Below are 24,067 nucleotides of genomic sequence, written 5' to 3'. Positions count from 1 at the left end.
AGCTGCTGCAAAGCTATGGCAAGCCGGCCGCCGGCCACGGCCATGTATTCAACCTCGGGCACGGCATCTCGCAATTCACGCCGCCGGAATCGGTGTCGGTGCTGGTGGAGGCGGTGCATGAGATGAGCCGCGAGATGCGCGAAGACAAGTAAGCGTCGCAGGCAAGACCTTGTCCGTCTGTCAGCACCAAATGAGACACTGCCGGACCGGTTTTGCGTCGCTTATTCACAAAATCCGATTTGTGCAAAGCAGCATAAAAATTTATGGAAAATAATTTTTCCTGCAAACATTCCTTTTGCAAGTCTTTGATTTTTAAGTCACTTTTTTTTGCTTTTCAATTTAGCATTTTGTTGGAACCCGCATGAATTCAGGCTTCCGGGGCTGTCAAGAGGCGGTTCTCCACAAAGTTATCCACAGACTTTGTGGATAGCAAAAAAACCTCTTACGAATCGGGCATTTAGAACGATTCTTTAAGATTTACATTAGGTATTGCATAACAGGTGACGATCGAAGAATCTTGACAGCAGATAAAAGCCTGGTCCTTTAATGCCGGGGGTCCAGTACCGGCGTAGCCTGACCAGTAAACACGTCGACCGGGGCTTGTAAGTCAAAATGGAAGTAGTTGACTGCCGGTTTTTCGGACTTATTCACAGAAACAAGTTGCCGGAATTCTTGTGAGGTATGTCAAGTATTTCTTATCAGAAATATTTTTAGTCAAGAATATGGCGTTTCAACGTACTGATTTTTAAGCAGTTTTTTTCTGCTTTTCAAATGAGCAATGTAAGAAAATCCGCATGAAATCGCGCTTTTCCGTGGATCAATGGTAGCTTCTCCACAAAGTTATCCACAGACTTTGTGGATTTCTCAAAAAGTCGTTACGAATCGGGGATTTAGAAGTCTTTTTCAAGAATTACATGAGGAGCGTTGGAGATCATGCTAGCCTGCGAGCCGGTTTTGGCGCGCTTGCCGCGCCGGCTGCGCAAGGCCCTCACTGCAGCCGGCCGCGCATCCTCTCTAACCCGCACCTGATCCTGTGACCACGCTCTACCTGACCATCGCCCTCGATACGCCGCTCGACACCTGCTTCGACTATCGCTGGATCGGTGCGCCTGCGGACCCGGTGCCGGTGCCCGGACAGCTTGCGCTGGTGCCGTTCGGACGGCGCCAGGCAATCGGGCTGATCGTCGCTGTCGGCGACAGCACCGCCGTCCCGGCCGACAAGCTCAAGGATGTACTCTCGGTACGCACCCAGCTGGCGCCACTGAGCGCGCAATGGATGGCGCTGTGCGCATTCGCGGCCGACTATTACCAGCGCCCGCTTGGCGAAGTCGCCGTCCCGGGCCTGCCGAAGAACCTGCGCGCGGAAAAGCCGGTCTCGCTCGACCGCGCGTTGAAAAAGCTTGCGAAGATCGAGCATGCGCATGACCCTTCACCGGCGGACGCGCCGCCGCTCAATCCGGCCCAGCAGCAGGCGGCCGATGCGATTGCCGCGGCCGATGGCTTTGCGCCGACATTGCTGTACGGCGTGACCGGCAGCGGCAAGACCGAGGTGTACCTGCAGGCCGCCGCGCAGATCCTCGCACGCAGCGACAACGCCCAGGTGCTGATCCTGATCCCGGAGATCAACCTCACGCCCCAGCTCGAAGGAAACATCCGCGCGCGCTTTCCCGGCGTGCGGGTGGCTACCCTGCACAGCGGGCTCGCCGAAGGCGAGCGCGTGACGAACTGGCTGGCGGCACACCTCGGCCAGGCGCGCATCATACTCGGCACCCGGCTGGCGATCCTGGCATCGCTGCCGAACCTCAGGCTGATCATCATCGACGAAGAGCACGACCCGTCGTACAAGCAGCAGGAAGGTCTGCGTTATTCGGCGCGCGACCTGGCGGTCTGGCGTGCGCGCCAGCTGCAGATCCCGATCGTGCTCGGTTCGGCCACGCCGTCGCTGGAAACCTGGCAGCATGTGCAGTCCGGGCGCTACCGCAAGCTCGAGCTGCGCGAGCGCGCTTCCAAGGATGCGGTGCTGCCCCGGGTGCGGCTGATCGACATGGAGCGCGACAAGCCGGGCGAAGGGCTGACCTCGACCCTGGTGTCGGCGATCAAGCTGCGCCTGGAGCGCGGCGAGCAATCGCTGCTGTTCCTGAACCGCCGCGGCTACGCGCCGGTGCTGGCCTGCGACGCCTGCGGCTGGATCGGCAATTGTCCGCGCTGTACCGCGTTCATGGTGCTGCACAAGCCGGAGCACCGGCTGCGCTGCCACCACTGCAGCCTGGAGCTGCGCATTCCGAAATCCTGCCCGACCTGCGGCAACGTCGACCTGCAGCCGCTTGGCCGCGGCACGCAGCGGGTCGAGGAGGGCTTGCAGCAGATCTTCCCGCAGGCGCGCATCATGCGCATCGATGCCGATTCGACACGCCTGAAAGGCAGCGCGCAGGCCGCATTCGACCGGGTGCACGGCGGCGAAGTCGACATCCTGATCGGCACCCAGATGGTCGCCAAGGGCCATGACTTCCGCCTGCTCACGCTGGTCGGCGTGCTCAATCCCGATACCGCGCTGTTCTCGCATGACTATCGCGCCAGCGAACGGCTGTTCGCGCAGCTGATGCAGGTCGCGGGCCGGGCCGGCAGGGCGGGGCGCAAGGAGGGCGGCAGTCCGAGCGAAGTGCTGATCCAGACCCGCTACCCGCAGCATCCGCTGTACGGCGCGGTGATGGCGCACGACTACGACCGCTTCGCCGGCCAGGTGCTGGAAGAACGGCAGCAGGCAGGCCTGCCGCCTTTCATGTACCAGGCGCTGCTGCGCGCCGAGGCACGCGAGCTGCAGACCGCGCTCGATTTCCTGCAGCACGCGGCGGTGTGTGTCGAGCATCCCGGCATCACCATTCACGATCCGATCCCGATGACGGTGACCCGGGTAGCCAACGTCGAGCGCGCGCAGCTGCTGGTAGAGTCGCCGTCACGTCCGGCACTGCAAGCCTTCCTCAAGGCCTGGATGGCAGCGCTGCGTGCCACGAAGACGCGAGCGAAGTGGTCGCTGGAAGTCGACCCGGTCGATATTTAACCGCGATGCCGTACAGCACTGCGACAGCACTGGCCGTTCCACGGTGCGGCGCTACCTTCCGATACAAAACCCCGATTGAAAAAGAGAGAGGCCGCCGGTGCCTACACCGGCACGGTGGATGCGTTCATCGCGTCGGTGCTGCACCAGGATCCGGCGAGGCCGCCCTGACGTCTTTCACCACTCGTGGGACAATAGGCCGCCAACGACAACAAGAAAAACCTTCCCATGATCATCGTTCATCACCTAAACAATTCCCGTTCCCAGCGCGTGCTGTGGCTGCTGGAGGAACTCGGCCTCGAATACGACGTGAAGCGCTACGAGCGCGACCCGAAGACGATGCTGGCGCCGCCGGCGCTGCGCGAAGTGCATCCGTTGGGCAAGTCTCCGGTGATCACCGATGACGGACTGACCCTTGCCGAATCGGGCGCGATCATCGAGTACCTGGTCGAGCGCTACGGCGAAGGCCGGCTGTCGCCGGCGGCGGGCACCCCGGAGCGGCTGCGCTATACCTACTGGATGCACTATGCGGAAGGCTCGGCGATGCCGCCGCTGCTGCTCAAGCTGGTATTCGACCGCATCGAACACGGGCCGCTGCCTTTCCTCGTGAAGCCGGTTGCAAAAGCGATCGCGCAGCGCGCGAAGAAGTCATTCGTGCTGCCACAGATCGAGCGCCACCTCGACTACCTCGAAAGCGAGCTTGGCAAGCAGAAATGGTTCGCCGGGCGCGCATTCAGCGCCGCCGACATCCAGATGAGCTTCCCGCTCGAAGCGGCGGCCGCGCGCGGCGGGCTGGACGCAAAACGGCCGAGGCTGATGGACTTTCTGGAACGCATACACAAGCGACCGGCATACAAGCGCGCACTCGAACGCGGCGGCACCTATGAACTCCTCGGCTGACGCCACGTATCCATTCTTCCCGGCGGCAACCCTGCACGGCGCAAGCCACAGAAACTAACGCACGAGCCGCGCGTCGAAAGGAAAAAGAAGACTTTCCAATCGACATCGTGAACCTGCCATTTCCCGAGGGGCGGATCGACAAGCCGTCCGCCCCGCCTGCCCTGCTGCAACCAGGGCACAACTGCTGGCGCATCGAACACGCGGACCGCTTTGCGATGCTGGTGGATGCGGACGCGTATTTCCGCGCGGTGCGCAATGCGATTCGCAACGCGCGCCACAGTATTTTCATACTGAGCTGGGACATCGACAGCCGCACCCGGCTCGTTCCGTGCGGCGCCAATGATGGTTTCCCGGAGCCGCTCGGGGATTTCCTGCATGCAGTGGTCGCGGCGCGTCCCGACCTGCATGCCTATGTGCTCAACTGGGACTTCGCGATGCTGTACGCGCTGGAACGCGAGTGGCTGCCGGTCTACAAGCTCGACTGGCGCACCCACCGCCGCCTGTCGTTCCGCATGGATGCGCGGCACCCGATCGGCGGCTCGCACCACCAGAAGGTGGTGGTGGTCGACGACAGCGTCGCGTTCGTCGGCGGTCTCGACATCACCCGCTGCCGCTGGGATACCCCGCAACACGCGCATGATGAACCCTTGCGCTGCGACAGCGACGGCAAGCCGCACGGCCCTTTCCATGATGTACAGGCGCTGGTGGATGGCGACGCCGCGCGCGCGCTGGGCGAACTGGCACGCCTGCGCTGGCAGAACGCGACCGGCGAAACGGTGCCGATGCCCGCGGTCGGCCTGCACGAGGCGTGGCCGGAAGGGGTGCTGCCCGACCTGACCGATGTCGAGGTCGCGATTTCCCGCACCGAGCCGGCTTTCGAAGGCCGCGCCGGCGTGCATGAAGTGCGTCAGCTGCATCTCGATGCGATTGCCGCCGCACGCCGCACCATCTTTTTCGAGAATCAATACTTTACCTCGGGCATGCTGGCCGATGCCCTTGCGGCACGGCTTGACGAGCCGGACGGCCCCGAGGTCTTCGTGATCTCGCCGAAGACACAGAGCGGCTGGCTGGAGCAGGCCACGATGGGCGTGCTGCGCGCGCGAGCGCACAAGCGGATCGTGGCGGCCGACCGCTACGGGCGCTACCGCATGTATTGCCCGCACGTGCCCGGCTTCACCGATCAGTGCCTGAACGTGCACAGCAAGGTGTTCGCGATCGACGATACCCTGTTTTCGATCGGCTCGGCCAACCTGTCGAGCCGATCGATGGCGCTCGATACCGAATGCAATATCACGATCGAGGCGCACGGCCCGGACGCGGCGCGCATCCGCACCGCGATCACGCACCTGCGCGACCGTCTGCTGGCGGAGCATCTCGACAGCACACCGGAGACGGTGCAGGCCGAAATCCGGATGCGCGGCAGCCTGCACCGCGCCGCGGCAGCGCTGCGCCAGTCGGAACGCACGCTGCACGTGCTCGAGCCGGAGACCACGCCGGAACTCGATGCCCTGATCCCCGAGCAGGCGCTGTTCGATCCGGAAAAACCGATCGAACCCGACCAGCTGGTGGCCGAATTCGTGCCCAAGGACGCGCGCAAGCCGGTACCGCGGCGCCTGATCGGTGTCGGCGTGCTTGCCATCGCGCTGGCGCTGCTTGCGGTCGCGTGGCGATGGACGCCGCTGCGCGACTGGGTCAACCTGGCGTCGCTGGTCGGACTCGCGCGCGACCTCGAACAACTGCCGTTTACGCCAGTCGCCGTCATCTGCAGCTACGTGATCGCGGGCATGGCGATGATTCCCGTCATGCTGTTGATCGCAGTCACAGGCATCGTATTCGGCCCCTTCTACGGCTCGTTATACGCGCTCGGCGGCACCATGCTCAGTGCAGCCGCCGCCTATGGCCTCGGGCACTGGCTGGGGCGCGACACCGTGCGCCGCCTGCTGGGTCCGCGCATCAACAATCTGAGCAGGCGCATCGGCAAGCGCGGCATACTGGCCATGGTTGTCGTGCGCATGCTGCCGGTGGCGCCGTTTACTGTCGTCAATGTCGTTGCAGGCGCTTCGCATATCGGATTTCGCGACTACCTGGTTGGCACCCTGATCGGAATGCTGCCGGGGATCACCATCACCGTGACCTTCGTGCATCATCTTGCGGAAGCGGTACGCAATCCGAGTCCTGGCACGGTAGCGGTGATGGCTGGTGTAGCGGCGAGCCTGATCGCGATCGCCCTTGGTTTGCAGAAGCTGCTGCGGCGCAAGGAGGACCAAGCCGCATGATGGATGATGTGACGGCGGATGTTGCACCACTGCGGCTGCGTGCCGCAGCCGACCTTGATCCTTGGCCGCTGACGGTCGCGACCTACAACATCCACGGCGCGGTTGGCTGCGACGGGCGTTTTGCGCCACAGCGCGTGGCGGACGTGCTGCTCGAGATGAACGCAGACATCGTCGCTTTGCAGGAAGTGCCGCTCGGCGGCAGCAGGACGCCGAATGTGCTGGCCGCGTTGCGCGATGCGACCGGTTTCTCCGCCGCCGAAGGTCCTGCCTGCGACACGCCGGAGCGGCGCTATGGGAACGCCGTGCTCAGCCGCTATCCGATCGTGTCGCTGCGTTCGATCGACCTCAGTTTCGGCAGCCGTGAGCCGCGCGGCGCACTCGACGCGGACGTCGACTGCCACGGCCATCTGCTGCGCGTGGTCGCCACGCACCTCGGGCTGCGCTTTGCCGAGCGGCGCGCGCAGATTCGCAAGCTGCTGCAGATGTTCGATACCGAGGAGATGCCGGTGATCCTGCTCGGCGACATCAACGAATGGTTCATTTGGGGCCGTTCGCTGCGCTGGCTGGCGTCGCATTTCCAGGCGGTGCCGGCACCCCGCACCTTCCCGTCGCGGCGGCCCCTGTTCGCGCTGGACCGGATCTGGATCAGGCCGCGCCATCGGCTGGTGCATGTGGAGGTGCATGGGACGCCGCTGGCGCGCGTCGCGTCCGACCACCTGCCGCTGATCGCGCACATCGACGGCTGACGGACTGACGGCTAACGGGAGCCGTCGCGCCGGGTGCCGCCGCGCAACAGCGGGTGCGGGATGCGCGCTATGCGCGCTGGTTTTGCCCGCCCGGACGTTTCTGCTCCGGCGCATTGCGCACAAGCTGCGGCGTGGAAGTCGGGTCGAAATCGGTCCAGTCGCCGTCCGCGATCGTGCCCTCGCTGCGTTCGATGTCGGCAGCGCCGAGTGAACGCAGCACATGGACCGCGCGGTCCTCGTACTCGCGATCGCCTACCGCGACGGCGAGCAGCATGCCGGCGTGACGCAAGGGAACCGCATTGTCCGCATCTTCCGCATCATCGCCGGTTTCGCCCTTGTCCTTCATCTCCGACAGTCCGCCGACCAGGCCGCCGACATGGGCGCCCAGCAAGCCGCCAGCCACCGTACCGACCGGACCGAGGAAAGGCGTTGCCGCGATCCCGACCGCGGCGCCGGCGGCGGCCCCTGTCGCGACCCCTTTGTCGGACGCATGCGCGCCGGCCGAGGTGGCATGATCGCCACCGATCGGATAGAGGTCGTGCTGTCCGGGCGGATTGACGTAGAAGTAGACAATCTGCGCCCGGTCGAATCCCGCGCGCACCAGTTCTTCGATACTGTCTTCGACTTGCGATTGCTGCTCGAACCGGCCTGCAATGATGACGCTCACGGCGAACTCCTCCGTTGACAATGACGAATACGTGTAAGAGCGCAAGCCATTGCATTAGTTCGACGCCGGCAAGTGACGGCCTCGCTGTAATTTTTTCGCTTCTAAGGTAAAAAAGGCCTGTGCTCCGCTACGTCATCGTGAACCGCACGCACGAAACTGCACGGCCCGGTCCTTGCATGCATTCGCTGTTCCCTTGACCCGAATGGGAAATCTCTCCATGGCGCACATCTCCGAACGCGGCGACATTGCCGCCTCACACGAAGGACTGGTCGGCGCGCGCGTGGTCGACACCGGCGGCAACGAGGCCGCAGTGATGGCAGTGCAGCCCGACGGCGGCGACAGTACCGCAGGTCCGCAGGCATGGATACGCGTGCAAAGCGGCGCGCAGGTGCTGGTGCCGGTCGGCTTGCTCGCGCCGCAGGATGACGGCAGTTTTCGCCTACCGTTCGCCTTCACGATTCCGTCCGGATCCCAGCAGCCGACCCAGCTCACGTTTCCTGTCATGGAAGAGCAAGTGCACGTATCCAAGCGCGTGATCGACACCGGCCGCGGCGTGCGCATCCACAAGACGGTTTCCGAACGTGAAGAGGTGCTCGACCAGCCGCTGTCGCGCGACCGTCTGGAAGTCGAGCATGTGGCAGTCGGACGCGTGGTCTCGGAATCGGACGTTCCGCAACTGCGTTACGAGGGCGAGACGCTGGTGGTGCCGGTGCTGGAGGAAGTACTGGTGGTGCAGAAGCAATTGCTGCTGCGGGAAGAAGTGCGGATCACCCGCTACCGCGAGGAAGTGCGCATGCCGGAAACCGTGATGCTGCGTTCCGAGCAGGTGCAGGTGGAGCGGTTCGATGAGGGCAGGGAACGCTCCTGACGGAGCGGGAAGGGCAGGCACGACTTATGCGTTCGCTACCCCCCTCTGGTCAAGGACGACCCCGGACGACCTGCCGGACAACCCCAGTTTAAGGAGATTGTGATCATGGAAAATACGGTAGTAGGCGTGTACGACAGTTATGCCCAGGCGCAAAACGTGATGAACGAGTTGCTCGCCAGCGGGTTCTCCCGCAGTGACGTGCAGTTGAGCCCGGAATCGGATCGCGCGGCGACCGGCGATACCACGACGACGACGACCGACCAGCATTCGGGCTCCGGCATCGGCCACTTCTTCCGCTCCCTGTTCGGGATGGACGACGACGAAGACCGTACGCACGGCGACATGTATTCGGAAGCGGTGCGTCGCGGCCATTGCGTGCTCACCGTTAACGCCGCCAGCGACGAGCAGCGCGAGCGTGCGGTGGAAGTGATGAACCGGTTCGACCCGGTCGATATCGATGAGCGCTCGTCCCAGTGGCGCAGCGAAGGCTGGACCGGCTATGACGCCGCGGCACCGATGTACACCGACAGCGAAGTCCAGAAGGACCGCTCGATGTATTCGCAGGGCCGCAGCAGTGCCGGCATGACCGCCGACAGCGGCACGACCGGCAGCACCGCCGGCATGAGCGCGATGTCGTCGACCGCGGATACCGGCCGCACGGCCCAGTCGACGACCGGCGAGCAGACCCGCATTCCGATCGTCGAGGAAGAATTGAAGGTCGGCAAGCGTGCGGTGCAGCGTGGCGGCGTGCGCATCTTCTCGCGCGTAACCGAAAGGCCGGTGCAGGAATCGGTCGACTTGCGCCAGGAACACGTGAGCGTCGAACGCCATCGGGTCGACCAGCCGGCGACCGAAGCCGACATGGCGGCCTTCAAGGAAGGTTCGGTCGAGCTGCGCGAAATGGGAGAAGAGGCCGTGGTATCCAAGACCGCGCGCGTGGTCGAGGAAGTGGTGGTGGGCAAGGAAGTCACGCAGGAGACCGCCGACATCAACGATACGGTACGCAGGACCGAGGTCGATGTCGAGCAGCTCGGCGCCTCCGGCAGCGGGACGATGCGCACCGATTACGCCGATACCTCGATGACAGCGGACGATTCCGACTTCCGCACGCACTGGCAGACCGCCTATGGCCAGTCGGGCGGCCGCTACGAGGACTACGACGCGGCTTATCGTTATGGATCGACCATGGCGGGCAGCGACGAGCGCTACAAGAACTATCGCTGGGAAGACGCCGAGCCGAACCTGCGCAGCGACTGGGAACGCAACCATCCCGAAAGCACGTGGGATAAGGTCAAGGATGCGGTGCGCTACGGCGCCGAGCGCGTGACCGGACGCGGCCGCCACTAAGGAGGGAATGCAAGCAGTCTGACGTCTGACGATCCCTCCCGAGATGGGAGGGGCACAGCGGGGAGCCGTCGCAGCGATGCACGGCTCCCCGCGCCATATCCGGGGTGCCGGATTGACGGGGGAGGGGAGTGGCTGCAGCAAGCGTACCCGTGTGGCGGCCGACCCGGCCGCTGCCTCAGTCGCCCAGCCTGCCCGCGTCCGCCATTTCGCGAATGGTCCGTATCGTGTCGATATCCGATTCGGTGTAGGCCGAGCGCCGGAAATCGTTGTAGAACGCTTCCGCGCCGTCTTCCGTCTCGCCCGCGCCGTCGCTGTATTCAAAGCGCACGAACAGGATGTCCGGCTCCGGCTCCTCGATGGTCATCGTCAGCCGCGATTCCGGAATGCCCTCTTGCGGCGGCACGTGGTAGACCACCTGGCGTTGCGGCAGGAAAGTGACGCGGTCGTGCACCACCAGGTCTCCGTAATGCAGCTCGCGCGACAGGCCCTGCTCGCCGCGTTCGATGATATGGCAGCGGTCGAGGTAGGGGACGAAATCCATCGGGGTTTCCGCGCGCAGCACCAGGCCGCGCCAGAGTTGCGAGCGCGACAGGCGTTCAATCAGCGGATTGTGCGGGTCGTTGATTTCAATCAGGTGTTCGAATTTCATGGCGGATCAGACCGTGCGAAGAATCGGTCAGTGTAGCGCCGCCTCAGAAAAACTGCGACCACTCCTCGATCCACCCCGGTACCGCGTCACGTTCCATCGGCCTGGCGATGTAGAAACCCTGCGCATAGGTACAGCCGAGGTCGCGCAGCAGGTCCCAGTCTTCGCGCGTTTCAACGCCGACCGCAACCGAGTTGCGGCGTAATTTCCGCGCCAGTTCCAGGCAGGAACTGAGGGCGATGTGCATCTGCTTGTTCTGCGACGCGCCGGCCACGAAGGAACGGTCGATCTTGAGGTCGAGGAAAGGAATGCGCAGCAACTGCTGCACATTGGAGTGCGCAGTGCCGTAGTCGTCGATCGACAGGCCGAAGCCCTTCATGCGCAGGCGCGCCAGGTTTTCCAGGCAGACCGGCACATCAGTCATCGCCATCAGTTCAGTGATTTCGATTGTCAGGTCCTGCGGCTGCAACCCGTGCTGGATGATGTACGCGAGAATCCTTTCCGCCAGTCCCTGCTCGGCCAGCGACGTGGCCGACAAGTTGATCGACACAGACAGCGGCAGTCCCTGGTCGTGCCATCCACGGCACGCAGCGATCGAGCGCTCGATCACCAGCCAGGTCAGGTCTTCCATGTGGCCGCTCGCTTCCAGGACGGGGATGAACGCGGGAGGCCTGATCAGTCCATGCTGCGGATGGCGCCAGCGCACGAACGCTTCAACCGCCTTCACCTTGCCGGTAGCAAGCTCCACCTTGGGCTGGAAGAAAGGCTCGAACTGCCCGGCGCGGATGCCTTCGCGGATTTCCTCGAGGGTGAACGCCGGCGCCGTCTTCGCGCGCCGCGCCGACGGCGGCTGGTAGCGGCCGATCAGATCCTGCAGCACTTCCGGCGTGGCAGGTTTTTCAAAGGTGCCGAGCAGGTTGACCTCGTAGGCCTTGGACATCGTCTCCACCGAGAACAGCAACGCCGAGCCGAGCGCGCTGGTGAGCACGATCGCGGTCCGGCTGTCGCTCTGCGCGAGGTGGCGTACCAGTTCGATGCCGTCCATGCAAGGCATGTTCAAGTCGATGAAGCTGACATCGATGTCGTCCTTTGACAACAGGCGGTCGAGCGCGGCCCTGCCGTTCTCCGCCTCTTCGATGTGCTGCGCGCCGAGCTTGACCAGCATGACGCGCAGCCAGTGGCGCTGGAATTCGTCATCTTCCGCAATCAGGAAGCGCAGGTCGGCGAGTCTCGTCCGGTTATCTTGGGTCATGGCGTTGTATCGAATGCGGCCGGGCGCTCGTTGCGCCATATTGATATTCGTCAATAAACATCAGTTTCGGTTCAATGTCCCGGTTTGTAAAGAGCGGCGCGACGCGCCCGGACTTGCCCCGGGTTTGTAAGAAATTAATTCCGAAAGGAGCTATTTCTCATGCTAAGGGTGTTTCGCATTTCCCGGCCGTGCGGCAGCAACGCGCAGTCGCTGCAGTCCCAGGCCGGGAACGCACCAGCGTCCGAGATCTGCCGTTTCCGGGGTGATCTGCCGCGCTCCTTCGGCTTTTCCCGCAACCCGCGCGGGCGCAGGTGGAAGAACACGCGGCCTTCTACCGCCGCATGCTGGCCGAACCGCCGCACGACGTCGCGGAAGGGATTTCATACCGTAACGGCACGGACCTGTTCGCCGCGCCTTGAGGGATGGCCCGAGGTTGCGGTGCGGCTCAGTCCAGCGTTTGACGGTAGCGCATCAGCGCGACCGAGCCCGCCGCCAGCATGAATGCGGCGATCGGCCATAGTTCAGGAGCGATCTCCGCGATGCCGTTCCCCTTGAGCATGATGCCGCGCACGATACGCAGGAAATGCGTCAGCGGCAGCGCTTCGCCGATGGTCTGCGCCCACGCCGGCATGCCGCGGAACGGGAACATGAAACCGGACAGCAGCATCGACGGCAGGAAAAAGAAGAAGGTGAGCTGCATTGCCTGCAGCTGGTTCTTCGCAATCGTCGAGAAGGTGAAGCCCACTGCGAGGTTGGCGGCGATGAACACCACCAGCGCCGCCGACAGCAGCGCCAGGCTGCCCATCATCGGCACCTCGAACAGCAGGCGCGCGGCGAGCAGGATCACCACCACCTGCACATAACCGATCAGAATGTAGGGCGCGATCTTGCCGACCATGACCTCGATCGGCCGCACCGGCGTCGCCAGCAGGTTTTCCATCGTGCCGCGTTCGCGCTCGCGGGTCATCGCGAGCGACGTCATCATCACCATCGTCATCGTCAGGATCACCCCGATCAGGCCGGGCACGATGTTGTAGCGCGACACCCCTTCCGGGTTGTAGCGGCGCTGCGGCCGGATCTCGAACGGCGCGTCGGATGCCTGCAGGCTGCGTAGCGGGCCGGTCAGGTCGCGCGCCAGCGCCTGCCGTCCGATCGCGCTGACGGCGGCCAGGGCATTGCCGGACGCCGCCGGATCGGTCGCGTCGGCCGCCAGCAGCACCGCCGGCCGTTCGCCGCGCAGCAGCTGCCGCGAAAAGTCGGGCGGGATCACCAGCAGGAACTGCACGCTGCCTTCATCGAGCAGGCGGTTTCCTTCCGCCTCGCTGCGCGGGCGCTTGGTGACGCGGAAGTAGTCGGAATTTTCCAGGCTCGCCACCAGGCTGCGCGAGAACTCGCTTTCATCGGCGGTCACCACTGCCATCGGCAGGCGCTTCGGATCGGTATTGATCGCATAGCCGAACAGCACCAGCTGCATGATCGGCACTGCGACCATCATCGCGAACGTCAGACGGTCGCGCCGGATCTGGCGGAATTCCTTGATCAGGATGGCGAGCAGGCGCGACCAGTTCATGATGGATAGTTGTCCCTCGAACGGCTCATCAGCGCGATGAACACATCTTCCAGGCTGGTGGCGACGCGCTCGACCCGAAGCGTGCCGCCGAGCAAGGGCGCCAGCGCCGCCTCCAGCTCACGCTCGGACGCGCAGCTGACATGCAGCGCGGCACCGAACGAAGCGACGTGCAGCGACGGGTGCGCGCGCAGGGCGCGCGCGGCGTCGGCCAGACCCGGCCCGGTGACGGAACAGGTCGCCAGACCCGCGCCGGCAATCAGTTCTTCCGCGCTGCCCTGCGCCAGCAGCTGGCCGTAGGCGATGTACGCGAGGCGGTGGCAGCGCTCCGCCTCATCCATGTAATGGGTGGACACCAGCACCGTCAGCCCGCCGGCTGCCAGCGTGTGCAGCTGGTCCCAGAATTCGCGCCGCGCCTTCGGATCCACGCCGGCGGTCGGTTCGTCGAGCAGCAGCAGCTGCGGGTCGTGCAGCAAGCAGGCGGCAAGCGCCAGGCGCTGCTTCCATCCGCCGGACAGCGCGCCCGCCAGCTGCGTGCGGCGGCTCGCGAGCCCGAGCTGTTCCAGCATCGCCTGCACCCTGCGTTTCGCGTCCGGCACTTCGTACACGCGCGCGATGAACGCCAGGTTTTCCTCGATGCTCAGGTCGTCGTACAGTCCGAACTTCTGCGTCATGTAGCCCACATGGCGCTTGATCTTGCGCGACTCGCTGCGGATATCGTAGCCGAGGCAGGTGCCACTGCCTTCATCCGGCGTGAGCAGCCCGCACAGCATGCGGATGGTGGTGGTCTTGCCGCTGCCGTTCGGACCGAGGAAGCCGTGGATGCGCCCGCGCGCGACCTGCATGTCGACATGGTCGACCACCACCCGCCCGCCATAGCGCTTGGTCAGGCCGCGCACGTCGATGATGGCCGGAGCGGCATCCATCATTTCGCCTGCGCGAGCCGGATCTCGACCGGCTGGCCCGGGTGCAGCGATGCCGCCTGCTCGGGCGCCGGGCGTGCCTCGATCATGAACACCAGCGTCGCGCGGTTTTCCTTGCTGTAAATCAGCGGCGCCGTGTATTCCGGCGCGGCGGAGATGTAGCTGATCTTCGCCGGCACCGCGGCGCCGCAGCCGTCGCAGTGCGCCAGCACCGCCTGGCCGATGCGCAGCGTCCCCAGTTGCGCCTGGGGCACGAAGAAGCGCAGCTTGATGTTCTGCGGCGGCAGCACGCTCACCACCGGGCTGCCCGACTGCACGAATTCGCCTTCGCGGTACAGCACGTCGGCCACCGCGCCGCCGACCGGCGCGCGCTGCGTCTTTTGCGCCAGCTTCCATTCCGCCTGCGTAAGCTGTGCCCGGGACGCGTGCAATTCCTGCCGCGCCGCATCGATCTCGTCGGGGCGGGCGCCGAGCCTGGCTATCCGCAGCTGCGCGCGCAATTCGTTCACGCGCGCCTGGTCGCGTTCCAGCGCCGCGCGCGCTTCATCGAGATGCGCGGCCGAGATGAACTTGTCGGCCACCAGCTGCTTCTGGCGCGCGAGATTGCCGGTTGACAGCTGCAGCGCCGCGTCCGCCTGCGCAAGCTGCGCCTGCACCGCGGCCACTTCCTCCGCGCGCCGTCCCTTCTGCAGATTGGCCAGCTGCGCCTGCGCGCGCTGCACCCGCGCTGCCGCTTCCTCGCGCGCCGCGCGTTCGCTGTCCTGTTCCAGCACAAATGCGGGCGCATTGCGTTCCAGCGTGTCGCCGCGCTGCACATGGAGTTTCGTCAGCGTGCCGGCGATCGGCGTGGCCAGCCTCACATACTCGGCTTCGGCATAGCCGGGATAATAGTCGGCCGGCTTGTCGCCGCAGCCGGCTAGCAGGGCGGAAATGGCCAGCGGCGCAAGCCAGGCGGGCAGGGGTTTCATGCAATGCCTCCGGGTTGGGACAGGCCGCGCAATGCGAATTCAATGCGTTGCTCGACCGCTTTCTTCGACAGCACGTCGCGTTCCAGTGCCGCCGCGACCGGCTGCGCCAGCATGCCGTTTTCCAACAGCGCGCCACCCAGCAGCACCGGCGACATCACCGCGCCGGCGATGAAGGCGATCACCTGCGGCAGCGGCGCTTTCACCAGATGGCCGTCGCGCTGCGCCTCGAGGATCAGCCCGGCGATCACGCCGAGGTGGCGCGGCAGATTCGCTTGCAGGAAATCGGCCGCCACCTGTTCCCCGGCCAGTGCGTCGGCGCCGATCCGCACCAGGAGCTGGCGGTGCGTGCGCCCGAAATGCGCGATCACCGTGACTGCGTTGCGCAGGTTGTCGACTGGCGACGCGCCTTCCTGCGCTTTCAACACCAGTTCCGAAAACATGCCCTCGTACATCTGTTGCAGCAGCGTGCGCACGAAATTGTTCTTGCTTCGGAAGTGGTAATGGAACATTCCGAGGTTCACGCCTGCATGCTCGGTCAGCTTGCGTGCCGACAAGCCGCGGCAGCCGGTGTGCGGCAGCAGTTCCATGCCGGCGACGAGCAGGCGCTGGTCGATGTTTTGGGAAGGGCGGGCCATGAGTTATTATACGGCCGTATAAAAATAATGCCAGTGGCGGGCAGGAGTAGCCGGTGCGCGCCGGAACGCAAGCGATTTATTGTCGTAGCTATGACGCAACGTTGCCGCCCGGATCGGCGCGCGCTGCTACAATGAGCCGCTTTCGCGCCACCGCTTTTCCGCTGCAATCTCCCGATGTCACACGCCCCGCACAAGACCGCCCCCGGCATGAACCGTCCGCAAAGCGAGGCCGTCCATTACCTGGATGGTCCCTGCCTGGTGCTGGCCGGCGCCGGCTCCGGTAAGACGCGGGTGATCACGCAGAAGATCGCACACCTGATCGAGGACTGCGGCTACGAGGCGCGCAATATCGCCGCGGTGACCTTCACCAACAAGGCGGCGCTGGAAATGCAGGAGCGCATTGCCAAGCTGCTCAAGCAGCCGAAGGAAGCCAAGCAGCTCACCGTCTGCACCTTCCATTCGCTCGGGGTGCAGATCCTGCGCCGCGAGGCGAAGGAACTCGGCCTGAAGGACCGCTTCTCCATCATGGACAGCGACGACTGCTTCTCGCTGGTGCAGGATCTCGCGATCACCACTGACAAGCAGCTGATCCGGCGCATCCAGAACGCGATGTCGCTGTGGAAGAACGCGCTGGTCGATCCCGACACGGCGTTGAAACAGGCGGTGACCGAGGACGACGCGCAAGCCGCCCGCATCTACCGCAACTACGTCGCCACGCTGTCTTCCTACCAGGCGGTGGACTTCGACGACCTGATCCGGCTGCCGGTGGAGCTGTTCCGCAGCAATGAAGCGGTGCGCGACCGCTGGCAGCGCAAGCTGCGCTATCTGCTGGTCGATGAATACCAGGACACCAACACCTGCCAGTACGAGCTGGTCAAGCTGCTGGTGACCGGCATCGGCAAGAAGCCGATGTTTACCGCGGTGGGCGACGACGACCAGGCGATCTACGCTTGGCGCGGCGCGACGCTGGAAAACCTCAAGCAGCTGCAGGTCGACTTCCCCGACCTGAAGGTGATCAAGCTCGAGCAGAATTACCGTTCCAGCACGCGCATCCTGCAAGCGGCCAACGCGGTCATCTCCAATAACCCGAAGTTGTTCGAGAAGCAGCTCTGGTCCGAGCACGGCCTCGGCGATCCGGTCAAGGTGATGGCGATGCAGGACGACGATCACGAAGCGGAACAGGTCGCGATCATGATTTCCGCGCACAAGTTCGAGCGCCGCGCGAAGTTTTCGGACTACGCGATCCTGTACCGTGGCAACCACCAGGCGCGCATCATCGAACAGGCGCTGCGCAAGGAGCGCATCCCGTACACCATCTCCGGCGGCCAGAGTTTCTTCGACCGTGCCGAGATCAAGGACATCGTGTCCTACCTGCGCCTGGTCGCCAACGGGGACGACGATCCGGCATTCATCCGCGCGATAACCACGCCCAAGCGCGGCGTCGGACAGGCGACGCTGGAAGTGCTCGGCTCCTTCGCCGGCCAGTGGCAGTGCTCCCTGTTCGAAGCGGTGTTCAAGGGCGGCATCGAAGCCAAGCTCAATGACCGCCAGCTCGGGCCGTTGCGCCAGTTCTGCAACTTCATCAACGGCCTGGAGGCGCGCGCCTCCAAGCGCGGCGAAAGCGCCGCCGAGCTGCTCGACGAGATGATGAAGGAGATCAATTACGAAGGCTATCTGTACGACGCTTTCGACGACCGCCAGGCGCAGGGAAAATGGCAGAACGTACTCGATTTCGTCAACTGGCTGAAGGAAAAGGGCACCGGCGGGCGCGACGGTACCGATGAGGAAAAGAGCCTGCTCGAACTGACGCAGATGGTCGCGCTGATGACCATGCTGGAAGGGAAGGACGAGGAACCGGATGCGGTGCGCATGTCCACGCTGCATGCGTCCAAGGGACTGGAATATCCGCATGTGTTTCTGGTCGGCGTGGAAGAGGGCATCCTGCCGCACAAGGGCGACCCCGACACGCCGATCGAGCAGCTCGCCGCGCGCATCGAGGAAGAGCGCCGCCTGATGTACGTCGGCATCACGCGCGCGCAGCGCAGCCTGCACGTGACCTGGTGCAAGCGCCGCAAGCGCGCAAGAGAGTACTCCAACTGCGAACCGTCGCGCTTCATCCAGGAGATGAAGCTCGATGAAGGCGATGCGGTGCCGAAGGAAGAGGAAAAGCTCACGCCCCAGGACCGGCTGGCCAATCTCAAGGCCTTGCTATCCAAGCCCAGGGCCGCGTAAAACGCGCAGAACGACGCGCTTATCCAAGCCGGCTTCCGCACAACATCCTTTCTTGTCGACACGCCGTCACGTCGCGCACTCGGCGGTGAAGTGTTCGTGCAGCCAGGGCTGCCGATTGGGGTGAACTCCTTATTGCGACCACATTTACCTTTGCTAAGATCGGTCCGCATTACCGGCACGCCAGGCAAGGCTGCTCAAACCACTTCTTGGTTCAACAAAAGGGAACTCGCAATGAAAAAATCGCTTATCGCGTTTGCGATGCTGTCAGCGTTCGCCGGTGTCGCGACTGCACAGACCAGTGTCTCCATCTACGGTATCGCCGACGCGGGCATCTCCCGCTTCGACAACGGCGCCGCGACGAACACCCGCGTCGACAGCGGCATCCAATCGGGAAGCCGCATCGGCTTCAGGGGAAGCGAAGCCCTTGGCGGCGGCCTGTCAGCCATCTTCACGCTGGAGAACGGCTTTAACATCGACGACGGCTCCCTTGGTCAGGGCGGCCGCCTGTTCGGCCGACAGGCTTTCGTCGGCCTGTCCAGCAGCAGCTTCGGCACCGTCAAGTTCGGCCGCCAGTACAACCCGATCCGGGTCGCGGTCGACAGCATCGACCCGTTCGGGCTTGGCCTCGCCGGCAGCGCATCCAATGTCTTCAATGTATACGGCGACCGCGCCGACAACACGATCAACTATTCGACACCGAACCTGAGCGGCTTCAGCGGGCAGCTCGCGTATAGCCTGGGCGAAGTCGCCGGCAATAACGCCGTCGGCCGCCATGTCGGCCTGTCGGTTGGCTACGCCGCCGGTCCGATCAGCATCGTCCTTGCCCACCACGACCAGAACCTGGCCGCTGCCGGCCTCGCCGCCGGCGATGCCCAGACCACGATGCTGGGCGGCACTTATGATTTCGGCCTGGCGAAGCTGCATGCCGCTTATGCCCGCAACAAGGGTGCCAATGCAGCGGGCGTGACCAACATCGACCGCGATGATGCACTGCTCGGCCTGACCATTCCCGTCGGCGCCTCCGGCCGTATCCTCGCTTCCTGGATCCGCCGCAGCGACGATATCGCCGCCAACCGCGATGCGGACCAGATCGCGCTGGGTTATACCCATGACCTGTCCAAGCGCACCAACCTGTACACCTCCTACGGCCGCACCAGGAACGAGGCCGCTGCGTCCCTGAACGGCGCATCCGCTGCCGGCCGCGATCCGTCGATCTTCAATGTCGGCATCCGCCATCGCTTCTGATCGTTCCACGCAAATAGCAAGGGCGCCCTTTGGGGCGCCTTTTTCATTTTGTGTCCGAAAACCTTCCCGCACCGGGAACGGCTCCACGCATGCCATTTCCCGTCCGGAGGACGTGCCGCGGCCGTGTTGCGCTGGCGCGACGCTGCCTGCCTGTCATCAAGTTGTAACATGCGCTCGTCACAATCCACCCGGTCGCGCATCGATACCTATCGAGATGCGTAGCCGCCGCGCGTACCTATACGCATAAATACGTATCCTGCCGAGGTCCAGCCAATGCTATTGTCTGGCGGCGACGCGGCAGCGCAAGCGAGGCCGCGTAAATAACCGCTTCTTGGTCCAACAAAGGGAAAACACAATGAAAAAATCGCTCATCGCCTTCGCCGTTCTGGCCGCCTTTGCCGGCGCCGCCTCTGCGCAGACGAATGTCACTATCTACGGCGTGGCCGATGCCGGTATCTCGCGCGTCGACAACGGCGCCACGACGACGACCCGCATGGACAGCGGCATCCAGTCCGGCTCCCGGGTCGGCTTCCGCGGTACGGAAGACCTCGGCGGCGGCTTGTCGGCCATCTTCACGCTGGAGAACGGCTTCAACATCGACGACGGTACGCTCGGCCAGGGCGGACGCCTGTTCGGCCGCCAGGCTTTTGTCGGCCTGTCCAGCGGCAGCGCCGGGGCGATCAAGTTCGGCCGCCAGTACAACCCGATCCGCACGGCGGTCGAAAACATCGATCCGTTCGCCCTCGGCCTGGCCGGCAACGCGTCCAACGTGTTCAACGTCTATGGCGACCGTGCCGACAACACGATCAATTATTCGACACCGAAACTTGGTGGCTTCAGCGGCCAGCTCGCGTACAGCCTGGGTGAAGCGGCCGGCAGCACCTCGGTCGGCCGTCATCTCGGCCTGTCGGCCGGTTATGCCGCTGGCCCGCTGAACATCATTCTCGCGCACCACGACCAGAACATCGTTGCCGCCGGCGCGGCCAACGGCGATTCCAAGACGACCCTGCTGGGCGGCACCTACGATTTCGGCATTCTGAAGCTGCACGCGGCATATGCCCGCAACAAGGGCGCCAACGCAGCCGGCGTGACCACCATCGACCGCGACGACGCGCTGCTCGGCCTGACCGTTCCGGTCGGCGCCACCAGCCGTGTCCTCGCCTCCTGGATCCGCCGCAGCGACGACATCGGCGCCAACCGCGATGCCGACCAGATCGCACTCGGCTATACCTATGACCTGTCCAAGCGCACCAACCTGTACACCTCGTACGCGCGCACCAGGAACGAGGCAGCGGCAGCGCTGAACGGCGCATCCGCGGCCGGCCGCGACCCGTCGATCTTCAACGTCGGCGTGCGCCATCGTTTCTGACCGTCGTCCGCAAGCCGCAAGGGCGCCCCTCGGGGCGCCTTTTTTGTTGCCTGCAGATACGAGAAAGCAACGCCCGCCTGCCGCAAGTCAATCCCCTTCCGCTTCCCCGGCACCGCATCCCCGGCACGCGTACAATCGGCGACAAGTCCGCGTTCACCGGAAAGGCCAACATGCAGAGCGAGAGTGTCGTCGTTGCAGAAACCAAAGCCAGGGAATCTTCCTTTCTAGCAGGCGCGCGCCAACTGTTCGGACGGCTGTTTGGCAGGCCAGAGACCGCCGACGGGGGCCGCAGCCTGTCCTCCGGCGAGCGCAAGGGCCTGCGCCAGCGTTTCGCCGAATGCGCGGCCGAACGCGGGGGCGTCGTGTCGGCGCGCCAGCGCGCGGCGGAAATCGGCCAGATCTACATGCAGCTCAACGACGACGGCCGGCGCGAATTCCTGCGTCTGCTGGCGCTCGAATTCGGTCCCGCGCAGGCGGCGGTGGAAGCCGCGCTGTACAACTGGACGCACGCGGCCGACGTGCCCGCCCGCAGCGCCGCCGAGACCGCGCTGCGCGAAGCGCTGCGTTCGCCGCGCTCAAAGATCCTCACGCAATTCAATGCAATTCCGGACGGCGTGAAATTCCTCGTCGGGATGCGCGACGACATGCTGCGTTTCCTCAAGGACGGCCCGGAACTGGGTGTGATCGAAAGCGAGCTGTATGCGCTGCTTTCGGCCTGGTTCGACGTCGACTTCCTGCAACTGCAGCGCATCAGCTGGAACTCGTCGGCCGCGCTGCTGGAGAAGCTGATTAAGTACGAGGCGGTGCACCGGATCCGGTCCTGGGACGACTTGCGCAACCGCCTGGATTCGGACCGCCGCTGTTACGGCCTGTTCCATCCGCGCATGCCGGACGAGCCGCTGATCTTCGTCGAAGTCGCATTGACCGACCGCCTGTCGGACAACATCCAGGTGCTGCTCGATGAATCACAGCCGCCGCTCGCGCCGGACCGCGCAACGGCCGCGATCTTTTATTCGATCTCGAATACCCAGCCCGGATTGCGCGGGCTGAACTTCGGCAACTTCCTGATCAAGCGCGTCGTCGACGACCTGTCGCGCGATTTCCCGGGGTTGAAAACCTTTTCCACGCTGTCGCCGATTCCCGGTTTCATGGGCTGGCTGAAGAAGCAGGATGCGATCCTCGAAAGGCTCAAGTCGCTGCCGGCCGGCGTTGACCTGCGGGAGCAATGGCAGGCCGACCCGGCAGCCTGCGTCGCCGGCCGCGACTGGCATGCAGACGCATTGCTTGCGCCCGCGCTGCAGCCAGTGCTGCTGGATGCCTGCGCCCACTACCTGGTGCGCGAAAAATCGGATAGCTTGCCGCGCGACCCGGTTGCGCGCTTCCATCTTGTCAATGGCGCACGCGTGGAGCGCATCAACTGGCTGGCCGACACGTCGGACAAGGGCTGGACGCAGTCCGCCGGCATGATGGTCAACTACCTGTACCGCAAGCCCGATCTGGAAAGCAATCACGAGAAGCTGATGCTCAAGGGCGAAGTCGCGGTGTCGCGCGCGGTACGCGCGCTCCTGCAGGAGTAACGGGCCCTGCACTTTGCGTCATCGCGCCGGCTACGTCTGGCCCCGGTTCTTGCCGGCCAGCTGCTTTTCAAATGCCGCATCGTGCCTGCTGATCTTCTGCTTCTTCTGCGGCCCAGTCTTGTTGACGAATTCCACGAATGCGTCCAGTTCGTACTCGCCGCCAATCTTTTCCGCGGGTGCGCCGGGAGCCGCGCGCAGCAGGTAGAACAGGCCGCTGCCGGTGATGCCCATCGAATAGCGGTACGCGGTATCCCGCTCGTTCAGCCGGGACACGGCATTGCTGGCTTTGGTTGATCTCGTTGCGCACATAGGTTGAAAAGCCGAAACGGCGGACATGCGGGATACTTCATCATCATAGTGCAGACAGGCGCGAACTGCATGCGCCGGCCACGCGTACAATAGGAGACTTTCCCTACTAGGAGGAAAGCCGCATGGCACTCGACCTGACCGGCAAGCGCGTCCTCGTCACGCAGGCCGCCGATTTCATGGGCCCGGCATTGTGCGAGGTATTGCGCGAACTCGGTGCCGAGGTGATCGCCGACGAACAGCCGCTGCTCGACCCGCAACGGCCGCAGGCCATTATCGACGCCGCCGGGCGCATCGACGCGCTGATTGCCAATCTCGCGATACCCGCGCCGACCACGCCTGCCGTCCAGGTCAGCGACGAAGAGTGGCGCGGCGCCTTCGCGCACATGGTCGATCCCTTGCCGCGCCTGGTGCGCGCAGTGCTGCCGCAGATGATCCAGCGCCGGTCCGGCAAGATCCTGCTGATGGGAAGCGCATCGGCGTTGCGGGGCATCAAGCGCACCTCCACCTATTGCGCGGCGCGCGGCGCGCAGCTGTCCTACATCCAGGCGCTCGGCGTGGAAGTGGCCACGCATAACGTGCAGGTGAACGCGATCGCGCAGAATTTTGTCGACAACCCGACCTACTTCCCGCCGGAAGTGCAGGCCAATCCCGCTTTTCAGGAAAGGCTCAGGCGCGAGGTGCCGCTCGGACGGCTGGTATCGCTGCGCGAAGATGCGATGTTCGCCGCCTACCTGTGCAGCGACGCGGCGGACTGCTTCGTCGGCCAGGTGTTTCCGGTCTGCGGCGGCTGGGTCGCACGCTGAAAGGATAAGACATGGAACTGGAAGAACGGCTGGTAGACATCGAGCTTCGGATCACCGGCCAGGAAGATCTGATCGATACGCTGAACCGCACGGTGTACGAACAGCAGAAAAAGATCGATGAACTGGCGGCGCTGTGCACGGCGTTCGCCCGCCAGATCAAGGACATGCGCGATACGATGACGGAACGCGGCCCGGCCAACGAAAAACCGCCGCATTACTGAGCAATGACATGATGAACGAGGAAAAAGGCGACCAGCTCCGCGCCAAGATCAACGGAGAAACCTCGCGCCTGCCGTGGAAGGAGCTGGAACGCTTCTTCGCGTCGGGCGTGCTGATCGCGGTCAGCAGCGACCTCGACCTGGTCGAGGTCGCGTATTGCATCGCCAGCGACGACAAGCATGCGATCGCCCAATGGATGGCGGAAAACCGGGTCGGCCGCGTCAGCGATACGCAGGCGGACGCATGGTCGCAGGCGGATGTGACGCTATGGGCGGTGGTGGTCAAGCCGTGGATCCTGGTGCAGTTGGAAAAGGCGCACTAGTAGATTATCCAGATGAACCTGTAGGGTGGGTGGGGCCGCCGAGGTGGGGCCGCCGAGGTGGGGCCGCCGAGGTAGAGCCGCAGGCGAAACCGACCGTTTTGGCTACGTCCACTGAGGCGCATGGTGGGTTTCGCTTCGCTC

General features: G+C 64.2%; 22 protein-coding genes. 14 read left to right on the top strand and 8 right to left on the bottom strand.

Translation table 11 applies throughout. The features are described 5' to 3' along the window. The 5 genes from VEC01_RS05700 to VEC01_RS05680 form a co-directional block, all read left to right on the top strand. Window positions 1-152: uroporphyrinogen decarboxylase family protein (locus tag VEC01_RS05700; protein WP_324899629.1), on the top strand; the 152-nt coding region annotated here is incomplete at its 5' end. A gap of 881 nt (window positions 153-1,033) precedes the next feature. Then, window positions 1,034-3,058 (top strand): primosomal protein N', encoded by a 2,025-nt coding sequence (locus VEC01_RS05695; protein ID WP_324899619.1) that lies wholly within the window; start codon window positions 1,034-1,036, stop codon window positions 3,056-3,058. 225 nt (window positions 3,059-3,283) lie between these two features. Next, the gene (locus VEC01_RS05690) at window positions 3,284-3,955 is read left to right on the top strand and encodes a glutathione S-transferase (RefSeq protein ID WP_324899617.1); all 672 of its coding nucleotides are present in this window, start codon (window positions 3,284-3,286) and stop codon (window positions 3,953-3,955) included. Between the two features lie 113 nt (window positions 3,956-4,068). Beyond that, window positions 4,069-6,231, top strand: coding sequence for a VTT domain-containing protein (locus VEC01_RS05685; RefSeq protein WP_414691418.1), 2,163 nt, complete (start codon window positions 4,069-4,071; stop codon window positions 6,229-6,231). After that, on the top strand, window positions 6,228-6,977 hold the full coding sequence (locus VEC01_RS05680; RefSeq protein ID WP_324899613.1) for an endonuclease/exonuclease/phosphatase family protein: 750 nt from the start codon (window positions 6,228-6,230) through the stop codon (window positions 6,975-6,977). Before VEC01_RS05685 ends, VEC01_RS05680 begins: the two co-directional genes overlap by 4 nt. 67 nt (window positions 6,978-7,044) lie before the next feature. On the opposite strand, the gene VEC01_RS05675 is transcribed toward VEC01_RS05680, so the two are convergent. After that, window positions 7,045-7,644 (bottom strand): hypothetical protein, encoded by a 600-nt coding sequence (locus VEC01_RS05675; RefSeq protein ID WP_324899611.1) that lies wholly within the window; start codon window positions 7,642-7,644, stop codon window positions 7,045-7,047. A 217-nt stretch (window positions 7,645-7,861) separates the two neighbouring features. Between VEC01_RS05675 and VEC01_RS05670 the strand changes: the two genes are divergently transcribed. Continuing rightward, entirely contained in the window at window positions 7,862-8,512 is a 651-nt protein-coding gene (locus VEC01_RS05670; RefSeq protein ID WP_324899609.1) for a YsnF/AvaK domain-containing protein, read from the top strand. Between the two features lie 105 nt (window positions 8,513-8,617). After that, the gene (locus VEC01_RS05665) at window positions 8,618-9,859 is read left to right on the top strand and encodes a YsnF/AvaK domain-containing protein (RefSeq protein WP_324899607.1); all 1,242 of its coding nucleotides are present in this window, start codon (window positions 8,618-8,620) and stop codon (window positions 9,857-9,859) included. 175 nt (window positions 9,860-10,034) lie between these two features. On the opposite strand, the gene VEC01_RS05660 is transcribed toward VEC01_RS05665, so the two are convergent. The 6 genes from VEC01_RS05660 to VEC01_RS05635 all read right to left on the bottom strand — a co-directional run bounded on the left by VEC01_RS05660 (window position 10,035) and on the right by VEC01_RS05635 (window position 15,850). Then, window positions 10,035-10,508, bottom strand: a complete 474-nt coding sequence (locus tag VEC01_RS05660) for an SRPBCC family protein (protein WP_324899605.1) — start codon at window positions 10,506-10,508, stop codon at window positions 10,035-10,037. 43 nt (window positions 10,509-10,551) lie between these two features. Next, window positions 10,552-11,757, bottom strand: a complete 1,206-nt coding sequence (locus VEC01_RS05655; protein ID WP_324899603.1) for an EAL domain-containing response regulator — start codon at window positions 11,755-11,757, stop codon at window positions 10,552-10,554. Window positions 11,758-12,202: 445 nt separating this feature from the next. Beyond that, window positions 12,203-13,327: an ABC transporter permease gene (locus VEC01_RS05650; protein ID WP_324899601.1), complete on the bottom strand. Its 1,125-nt coding sequence runs from the start codon at window positions 13,325-13,327 to the stop codon at window positions 12,203-12,205. Then, entirely contained in the window at window positions 13,324-14,250 is a 927-nt protein-coding gene (locus VEC01_RS05645; protein ID WP_414691417.1) for an ABC transporter ATP-binding protein, read from the bottom strand. Before VEC01_RS05645 ends, VEC01_RS05650 begins: the two co-directional genes overlap by 4 nt. Then, window positions 14,250-15,215 carry an HlyD family secretion protein gene (locus VEC01_RS05640; protein ID WP_324899597.1) on the bottom strand — a complete coding sequence of 322 codons (966 nt, stop codon included), beginning with the start codon at window positions 15,213-15,215 and terminating at the stop codon, window positions 14,250-14,252. The genes VEC01_RS05645 and VEC01_RS05640 overlap by 1 nt, the downstream gene beginning before the upstream one ends. Continuing rightward, window positions 15,212-15,850 (bottom strand): TetR/AcrR family transcriptional regulator, encoded by a 639-nt coding sequence (locus VEC01_RS05635; protein ID WP_324899595.1) that lies wholly within the window; start codon window positions 15,848-15,850, stop codon window positions 15,212-15,214. The genes VEC01_RS05640 and VEC01_RS05635 overlap by 4 nt, the downstream gene beginning before the upstream one ends. A 174-nt stretch (window positions 15,851-16,024) precedes the next feature. Between VEC01_RS05635 and VEC01_RS05630 the strand changes: the two genes are divergently transcribed. The 4 genes from VEC01_RS05630 to VEC01_RS05615 all read left to right on the top strand — a co-directional run bounded on the left by VEC01_RS05630 (window position 16,025) and on the right by VEC01_RS05615 (window position 22,273). Then, window positions 16,025-18,082: a UvrD-helicase domain-containing protein gene (locus VEC01_RS05630; protein ID WP_324899594.1), complete on the top strand. Its 2,058-nt coding sequence runs from the start codon at window positions 16,025-16,027 to the stop codon at window positions 18,080-18,082. Between the two features lie 231 nt (window positions 18,083-18,313). Beyond that, complete coding sequence (locus VEC01_RS05625) at window positions 18,314-19,327, top strand: porin (protein WP_324899592.1); 1,014 nt, start codon at window positions 18,314-18,316, stop codon at window positions 19,325-19,327. Window positions 19,328-19,682: 355 nt separating this feature from the next. Then, a complete protein-coding gene (locus VEC01_RS05620; RefSeq protein WP_324899590.1) occupies window positions 19,683-20,696 on the top strand; it encodes a porin in 1,014 nt (337 codons plus the stop codon). Between the two features lie 170 nt (window positions 20,697-20,866). Then, window positions 20,867-22,273, top strand: coding sequence for a malonyl-CoA decarboxylase (locus VEC01_RS05615; RefSeq protein WP_324899588.1), 1,407 nt, complete (start codon window positions 20,867-20,869; stop codon window positions 22,271-22,273). Between the two features lie 30 nt (window positions 22,274-22,303). Here the strand turns inward: VEC01_RS05615 and VEC01_RS05610 are convergent, their stop codons facing one another. Continuing rightward, on the bottom strand, window positions 22,304-22,546 hold the full coding sequence (locus VEC01_RS05610; protein ID WP_324899586.1) for a hypothetical protein: 243 nt from the start codon (window positions 22,544-22,546) through the stop codon (window positions 22,304-22,306). A 158-nt stretch (window positions 22,547-22,704) separates the two neighbouring features. Here VEC01_RS05610 and VEC01_RS05605 point away from each other — a divergent pair, with 158 nt between their 5' ends. Genes VEC01_RS05605 through VEC01_RS05595 form a run of 3 tightly spaced genes read left to right on the top strand, consistent with a single transcriptional unit; the run spans window position 22,705 to window position 23,926 of the window. Beyond that, window positions 22,705-23,385, top strand: a complete 681-nt coding sequence (locus VEC01_RS05605; protein ID WP_324899584.1) for an SDR family oxidoreductase — start codon at window positions 22,705-22,707, stop codon at window positions 23,383-23,385. An 11-nt stretch (window positions 23,386-23,396) separates the two neighbouring features. Continuing rightward, complete coding sequence (locus tag VEC01_RS05600; protein WP_324899583.1) at window positions 23,397-23,606, top strand: SlyX family protein; 210 nt, start codon at window positions 23,397-23,399, stop codon at window positions 23,604-23,606. 8 nt (window positions 23,607-23,614) lie between these two features. Next, on the top strand, window positions 23,615-23,926 hold the full coding sequence (locus VEC01_RS05595) for a DUF2288 domain-containing protein (protein ID WP_324899581.1): 312 nt from the start codon (window positions 23,615-23,617) through the stop codon (window positions 23,924-23,926). The last annotated feature ends 141 nt before the right edge of the window (window positions 23,927-24,067 follow it).

Origin of the sequence: Noviherbaspirillum sp., from assembly GCF_035627455.1 — a bacterium.
Classification (GTDB): domain Bacteria; phylum Pseudomonadota; class Gammaproteobacteria; order Burkholderiales; family Burkholderiaceae_D; genus Noviherbaspirillum.
The sequence above is the reverse complement of the archived record's forward strand: the minus strand, read 5'-3'. Positions and strand labels throughout refer to the sequence as shown.